We start from the raw sequence: 7664 nt of genomic DNA, 5'->3' as shown, positions 1-7664 counted from the left end.
GCGTTGGAAGGCGCCGAATTGGTGCAGCGGCAAATCGAAAACGCGATGCAACTGCGCGACGCGATTGACAATCACCCCTTGCTCAGCAATTACATGAATTGCCTTGGCACCTCTCATCTGATCCCGGAACAGTTCCGGCCAACGGCGATCGACCAACCCCTGCGCTCGGGGCTGCGCAACATGATGGCCGCCTGGGATCACGATGAGTTCGTGCTCGACCCCTCCCGAATCACTTTGTCCATCGGGCGGACCGGTTATGACGGCGACACGTTCAAACGCGAACAGCTGATGGATCGTTACGGCATTCAGATCAACAAGACATCGCGTAACAGCGTGCTGTTCATGACCAATATCGGCACCACGCGCAGCTCGGTGGCTTTCCTGGTCGAAGTGTTGGTCAACATCGCCAACCAACTCGACCAAGCCATCTCCGAGATGAGTCTGGGCGAGCGCGAATACTTCGAACAGGCGGTGTATCGGCTGACCAAACGTCCAGTGCCGCTGCCGAATTTCAGCGGTTTTCATCCCGCGTTCCTGGATCACAGCGGAACCGAGCCAACACCCGAAGGGGATGTCCGCCGCGCGTTCTACCTCTCGTATGACGACACCACCTGTGAATACCTCACCGGCGAGCAGATCGAAGAACGGTTGGATGCAGGAGTCCAGATCGTGTCCGCGACCTACGTGACCCCCTATCCCCCGGGTTTCCCGGTCCTGGTGCCCGGTCAGGTGTTCAGCCGCGAAATACTGCAGTTCATGCGCGACCTCGACACCCGCGAAATCCATGGCTACGTACCGAACTTTGGCTATCGCGTCTACACCGAGAAGGCGATCGAGATGGTGTGCGCGTCAGTTGGGCTGCCGTCCAACGGTCACGGCGCCGCCGGGGATACGCCCTCGCCGAAAGCGTCGAAGAAGAGGCCCGGCAAGCGCGGTGCGAATGGTCACGGTCGCAACGTTCCCGAGGTTGGCCAGGATGAGCTGCTCGGTCAGCAGCAGCCAGGCGATGCGGTGCAAGCCGACACCGGTCCATAGCCTGACCAGGGTTTCCCGCCAGACTTGACACCTGTAAAGTCCGTCGACATGGACAACATCAGGGGTAAGACCATCGTCATCACCGGCGCTGCCCGTGGCATCGGGCACGCCACCGCGAAAGCGCTGCTGGCGCGGGGTGCACGGGTGGTCATCGGCGACCGGGACGTCGACGTCCTCGAGAGCGCGGTCGCCGGCATGAGCAGCCTCGGCTCGGTGTCCGGCCATCCGCTGGACGTCACCGATCGCGAATCGTTCGCGGCCTTCCTCGACAAGGCCCGTGCCGACGGAGGCGGGCACATCGACGTGCTGATCAACAACGCCGGTGTCATGCCGGTGGGTCCATTCCTGGAGCAATCGACGCAGGCGATCCGCTCCTCGATCGAGGTCAACTTCTATGGCGTGCTCACCGGCTGTCAGCTGGTGCTGCCGGAAATGGTGAAGCGCCACAGCGGGCACATCATCAATATCGCGTCCCTAGCCGGCATGGTGGCTGTGCCGGGCCAAATCGTCTACGCCGGAACTAAATTCGCAGTCGTGGGCGTTTCTACCGCGATGGCAGACGAATTCGCCCCACAGGGCGTGAAGGTCACCGCGGTGCTGCCGACATTCACCAACACCGAACTGATCTCCGGCACGTCGCCGTCGGCCGCTCAAAAACCGGTGGAGCCCACCGATATCGCCGCGGCAATCGTCAAGGTGCTCGACAAGCCGAAGACCCAGGTGTCGGTGCCCAGCAATGGTCGGTTCATCGCCATCGTGGCGCAGCTGCTCTCGGACCGCGGCCGCCGCTGGCTGAACAAGAAGATGGGCAACGACACGGTGTTCCTCAACTTCGACACAGGCGTCCGGCGGGCATACGAGGACCGTGCACAGCACGCGACGGGCGTCGTCGAGCACGAAGATTGATTACCGCTTAACCGGCGCTCGCGGCGCTCAGCATTCTGATCGTTTGAGACTCGTTGCCTCCGAAGGGTGTTCCATCCGGTCGCAGCAGATCGTGGAACCATACCTTGGGAACCGCCGCGTAGGGGTGATCCCACGAGTCCCACGGGAAATAGGTCTGCGTCTTGCCGGCGACCAAACCCCAGTTGATCGCACCGACGTTGTGCCGTTTGGCAATCGGCAGGATGCTCTCGATGGTGCTGCCCATCGGGCGCGCCATGTACTCGGTGCACAGGATCGGCCGCCCCTGCGGGGCAAGCTCCGCGATTCGGGACTCGAAGGTCCCCGGCTCGGCATAGGAGTGGAAAGTGATCACGTCTGAGTTGGCGAGCTGGATACCCGCAATTGTGCTGCGGCTTGCGGGATCTCCCCATTCGCCATCCCACACACCACTCGTCAAGGGTTGACGGGCATCAACGGAGCGCGCCCACCCGAACACCTGCGGCAGCAAGTCGGCGACACGTTCTAGCTTGTCTGACCGCTCGACGTTGCGATACTGCTTGGCCGGATTGTCGGGTTCATTCCACAGGTCCCAACCCAAAACACGGTCGTCATTGCGGAATTGAGTCATAACGCCCGTCACGTAGTCCTGCAGAGTGCGGGTGTAGCGACGGTCATCGATTCGCTCAGCCCCGGGGCTTTGCACCCACCCCGAGTTGTGCACCCCTGGCGTCGGCGCGTGCTGGCGACCCAGCCTGGGCATCGGATCCCAACAAGAGTCGAACAGGACGAACAGCGGTTTGATGCGATGTCGGGCCGCGATGCCAACGAACTGCGCCAGACGTGCTTGAAAGCCCCGGGAATCCTGCGCCCACAGCTGATCGTGGAGGAAGACCCGCACCGTGTTGAGTCCGTGGAACCGGGCCCAGCCCAGTTCGGTATCGATGCGCCGCGGGTCGTAGCTGCCGGGCTGAAACATCTCGATCTGATTGATGGCGTTCGAAGTAATGAAGTTGGCGCCGACGGGCCATCCCTGCGCTTGGTACCAACTGTTGGCGCGGTCGGGTGACCACCGACTGGGCTCGGCCGAGGCGCGCGGCGGATCCGCCGAGGCGCGAGGTGCCTGAGCCAGAGCCGCGCCGGCGGCTAACACCAGCGGTAGCTTCAGAACCGTACGGCGGTACACAAAATGACGATAAGTTGCCTAGGGCGTTGTTCCCGGTATTCGTCCAGCGCGTCGCACTACTTTGTTTCGCGTTTGTTTCGCGGCCAGGTGAACCGTTGCGGGAACTGTTATCTCATCGATACATTGGGCGTTCTGCGTGTTGTCCTCGAGTGCCACGCCGCGGTGTTACATTCCGGCGCCAGCGGTAAGCATCCGCTCAATGGTCAGTGCCCGAGCACCCGCCAATACCGAAGTCCGTCCAGACGTAGCGATCATCGCCCACCGTCCCGGAACGACGGCGACTTCCTCACAAGGCTGGTCAGTCGTTGAGAATTCAGACAGTAGCGAGCGGATCTTCTCGGCGCTTTCGGTAGCATCCGGCACGAGAACGCGTGTCGCAGCGCCGACACCGATCGCGGGATAGCGCGTCATGAACTCGCGTAAGAACAAGGCACCGGTCACTTTTGGATTGATGTCTTGCACAGCGGCCACGACTGAATCGCCGAACTTGCCGCCCAAAGTACCGATGGCAAAGTCAACGCCACAGTGCAGCAAGCGCAGCCGCCTCGTCAGATCGGCCATCGCTTTCCGTAGCTTCGGGTACGTCGTTTTGTCCAATCCCAGGGCCTGCCAATCAGAGGAGCCCACAAAGATGTTGCCCTTCCAAGACGTGCCACGCATGAACTGAAGGGTCAGTCCGTCCAACAATTTTCCCGATCGCACATGGGCAGACGGCGTGGTTAACACTTGCTCGCCGCCGACCTCTCTCTGGAAGTAGTTAACGTGCGCCTCGAGAACTTGGTCGCCGCCCAAATTCCATGCCTTCACCGCAAGGTCTTCCAGACGCGACGTGTCATCGAGTTCGATTCCCGCTTCGATGCGGCCGCCATTTCCGCCGTCGGACGGTTTCAGACAACCGCGCGAAAACCCATAGCGCTCCTTCAAAAGCATGCTCGCACGGACAAGGTCCTCGCTGAAGTCGCAGCGGTTCTCCCGCCACGGCACGGTATAGCCCGGGAGCACTGGAAGTGCTGCCCGCAGCGCTTGAAACGCCTCGCTCGCGCGATGCTCCTGGTCCAATATGACCCGGGCCGGTTGGTCGGACACCTGACCGTTCAGCCGCAGCGCAGACTCGACGGTCGGATGCAGCATGCGCTTGCCATTCCAAGCGCCAAGGCGAGAGTTGTTGGCGTCAACCCGAATTCGCTTAAGCCCTGCAGCCTGCGCCAACCAGGTCACCAGTATTTGAAACTCTGGCTCAAAGTCGTACGGAGACACCACCGCCGAAGGTCGTTCGCGTAGGAACTCAATGACCCGAGCCAGCACAGGATCACGGTCCCCAGCATCGACCGCTCGGCGGAGCAGTGCATGCGACATGTAGTAGTAGTCGGTATCCGGGATCGCCAACCGCCGAACGCCTTGCTTGGCGATCGCGCGACGCCATGGCCGAGTTCGACCGACGGCTAGATCACCGCTGCGCGCGAGATACAGACCGCGAGTCTCCACGTATGTCGTGAGGTCTGAGACCGGCCGTCCCTCAACCATCGCGGTGAGGTCTGTCTCGAATCCGCGGGCGAACGGCGTCGTCGAATGCACGATCAAACGCGATTGCCCATCGGCCGGTGACGAGAACTCGACGGTCTCAAGAACCATTTCGAGCAAGTCGCACGGCTCGATCGAAAGCAACTTGCGGCTAGCGATGGCGATGTCCGTTTCATCAAGTCGCAGCGGACCGGCATAGCTCTGCCAAGCAACGTCGTGCCCGTCGACGAGCACCGTCCAATCGTGAAGTTCGCCAGTCAACGGATGAGGCGACGTCCGCGGACGGCGGTTGCACGAAAACACTCTCGGCTCTCCATATCTGGCCCAGCGCGGTTAGGCGTGACCGTATATCCGGCGGCGGTGCCGGCGCCTTGATGTTGCCACACACGCCTTAACACCGGTGCAAAACACTTTAACCATCGCGCCGAACATTCTTAACTGCCAAACTGATTGGAAAAAGCTGGAAACACCAAGGTGAATAGCGCAATAACGCCATAACACCTGACGATGGGAACCAACAGATCAGAATTCTGTGAGAATCCTGCCAGCTTTCAGCGCAATGCCTGATCGATATCGGCGATTAGATCGTCCGTGCTTTCCAGCCCCACGGAAATTCGAACTACCCCATCACCAAGCCCGATAGCGGCGCGCCCTTCGGGTCCCATCGCCCGATGGGTGGTCGTCGCCGGATGAGTGACAAGGGATTTCGCGTCGCCCAGATTGTTGGAAATATTGATCAGCTGTAGCTTGTCCAGCACCTCGAAGGCCCGTTGCTTGGCCGCACTGTCGGGAACATCAAGTTCGAACGTCACCACGGTACCGCCGCCTGACATCTGGCGCTTAGCCAGATCGTACTGCGGATGCGACGTCAGAAATGGGTATCGCACCCACCGCACCGCCCGGTGTCCCTCCAGGTATTCGGCAATTCGCTGCGCCGAAGCATTCTGGTAGTCGACCCGGATCGCCAGCGTCTCAAGGCCTTTGAGCATGACCCAGGCGTTGAACGCGCTCATCGCCGGTCCCGTGTGCCGCATCAGCTTCTGCACCGGGCCGTCGATGTACTCCTTGTCGCCGAGAATCGCCCCGCCTAGTGTCCGGCCTTGGCCGTCAATGTGTTTGGTGCCGGAATAGACCACCACGTCGACGCCCAGCGGAAAGCCTTGCTGCAGTAGCGGAGTCGCAAAGACATTGTCCAGCACAACTTTCGCTCCGGCCGCGTGCGAAAGCTCGGTGACCGCGGCAATGTCGACCAGCGACTGCATCGGGTTCGACGGCGTCTCGAAGAACACCGCCTCTGTTGGGACCGAAAGCGCCTTCTCCCATTGGGATAGGTCGTCGCCGTCGACAAAGATGGTCTCGATCCCCCAGCGCGGCAGGATCTCGTTGCACACAACGAAACACGAACCGAACAGGCTGCGCGCAGCGACGAGTCGATCGCCGGCGCCCAGCAGCGCGCCCAGTGATGTGAAAACTGCCGCCATCCCGCTCGCGGTCGCGAAAGCTGCCGGTGCGCCCTCGATCAAACGCAAACGCTCCTCGAACATGCTGACCGTGGGGTTGCCGTAGCGCGAGTAGACATAGCGGTCGATCTCGCCGGTGAAGGACTTCTCCGCGGCAGCAGCAGACTCGTAGACATAGCCGGACGCCAAATACATGGCCTCGGCAGTCTCTTCGAACTGCGACCGCAAAATGCCGCCGCGCACACCGATGGTGGCCTGACTGACACCGTCGGGCAGCGGCTCGGGTGTGCGGACCGAACGGGGCTCGTCGCCGGAAGTCATGATTGCTTCCACGGCAATCCGATTGCGCGCCACCCGACCCCACCGCGGTGACCTTCGGCGTCGAGATGTCCTTCGAAGCCGTCCAGAACGTTGTACGACGGGGCGAAACCCGCCTCGGTCGCGGCCTCGGCCGCGCTGATGGAACGGTTCCCCGAGCGACACAGGAAGATCACCGGCCGGTCCCCCTCGGCGGCCGGCAGTTGATCGGTCAGTTCGGCAACGAAGTTGCCATTACGCGTGCCGTCGAGGCGATTCCACTCGACATACACGACCTCGCGGCCCAGGCTGGACAAGTCGGGCACCCCGACGAAGCGCCATTCGGCGTCGGTGCGCACGTCGACGAGCACCGCCTCGGGGTTCTCGCCGAGCAGCTTCCAAGCCTGCTCCGGGGTGATATCTCCTGCGTACGTCATGCGCCGCTCCTCCTCATCGCTGCGCTCTGTATCGTCGCCGGCGCGGCTCACGCGCCCGAGTCTCGCATATCTGACTGGGCGGCTAACTACCAGAGCCGGCGCAGTGCCGCCGACACCTCGCGAGCACGAGTCCGCGCCGCGCTCACGTCCTTGGCAGTGACGACGGCCATGCCCAGCGGACGCCGCTCTTCGGCTTCGCCGCGGCCGAACACCCGCACGTCGCTCTCCGGCGTCCGCAGCGCATCGGCCAACCCACCAACCGCTTTTGAGCCCTGCGAGCCCGCGGCCGCGCCGGGCCCGTCCTGGCCGGCGTAGATCACCTCCGCGGCGCCCGGCGAAATCATGATCGTGTCGGAGGGCAGGCCCAGAATCGCCCGGGCTTGCAGTTCGAATTCCGAAAGCCGCTGGGTGCGCAACGTGACCAGGCCGCTCTCGAACGGGCGTGCGGTGACATCGCTGAAATACACCTCGTCGCCCCGGATCATCAGCTCCACACCGAACACGCCGCGCCCGCCCAGCGACTTGACGATTCGGGCGGCGATCGACTTGGCAGCGTCCAACGCCGCGTTGCTCAAGTTTTGCGGTTGCCAGGATTCCTGGACGTCACCGATGGCCTCGCCATGCCCGATCGGCGCGCAGAACTCGACGGTCGGCCCCGTCGGCCCAACGCTGCGCACCGTGAGCAGCGTGAGGTGGAAGTCGATCTCGACGAGGGCCTCGGCCAGCACTCGGTTGTGGGCCAGCCGACCGCCGGCCGACACCGCCCGCTGCCAGGCCGGCTCGACGTCGGCCGGTAACAAGACCACCGACTGCCCCGCGCCCGCCGCGGCCGCCACGGGTTGAACC

6 protein-coding genes and 1 pseudogene are annotated in these 7664 nt (G+C 62.6%); 2 read left to right on the top strand and 5 right to left on the bottom strand.

Features of this window, described 5'->3' with window-relative positions:
* Positions 1-1035, top strand: a pseudogene (locus tag WB785_RS08410) (ornithine decarboxylase); the annotation flags it as partial.
* 48 nt (positions 1036-1083) lie between these two features.
* Positions 1084-1941 carry an SDR family oxidoreductase gene (locus tag WB785_RS08405; RefSeq protein ID WP_424078420.1) on the top strand — a complete coding sequence of 286 codons (858 nt, stop codon included), beginning with the start codon at positions 1084-1086 and terminating at the stop codon, positions 1939-1941.
* Between the two features lie 7 nt (positions 1942-1948).
* Here the strand turns inward: WB785_RS08405 and WB785_RS08400 are convergent, their stop codons facing one another.
* The 5 genes from WB785_RS08400 to WB785_RS08380 all read right to left on the bottom strand — a co-directional run.
* Complete coding sequence (locus WB785_RS08400; protein ID WP_424078419.1) at positions 1949-3103, bottom strand: 1,4-beta-xylanase; 1155 nt, start codon at positions 3101-3103, stop codon at positions 1949-1951.
* 165 nt (positions 3104-3268) lie between these two features.
* On the bottom strand, positions 3269-4885 hold the full coding sequence (locus tag WB785_RS08395) for a hypothetical protein (RefSeq protein ID WP_424078418.1): 1617 nt from the start codon (positions 4883-4885) through the stop codon (positions 3269-3271).
* Positions 4886-5175: 290 nt separating this feature from the next.
* Complete coding sequence (locus tag WB785_RS08390) at positions 5176-6405, bottom strand: O-succinylhomoserine sulfhydrylase (RefSeq protein WP_424078416.1); 1230 nt, start codon at positions 6403-6405, stop codon at positions 5176-5178.
* Positions 6402-6818, bottom strand: a complete 417-nt coding sequence (locus WB785_RS08385; RefSeq protein WP_424078415.1) for a rhodanese-like domain-containing protein — start codon at positions 6816-6818, stop codon at positions 6402-6404. The genes WB785_RS08390 and WB785_RS08385 overlap by 4 nt, the downstream gene beginning before the upstream one ends.
* Positions 6819-6904: 86 nt before the next feature.
* The coding region (locus WB785_RS08380) for an ATP-grasp domain-containing protein (RefSeq protein ID WP_424078414.1) at positions 6905-7664 on the bottom strand (760 nt) is incomplete at its 5' end.

It is taken from the genome of Mycobacterium sp., assembly GCF_049585075.1.
Taxonomy (GTDB): Bacteria; Actinomycetota; Actinomycetes; order Mycobacteriales; family Mycobacteriaceae; genus Mycobacterium.
This window is presented reverse-complemented; position numbering and strand designations above follow the sequence as displayed.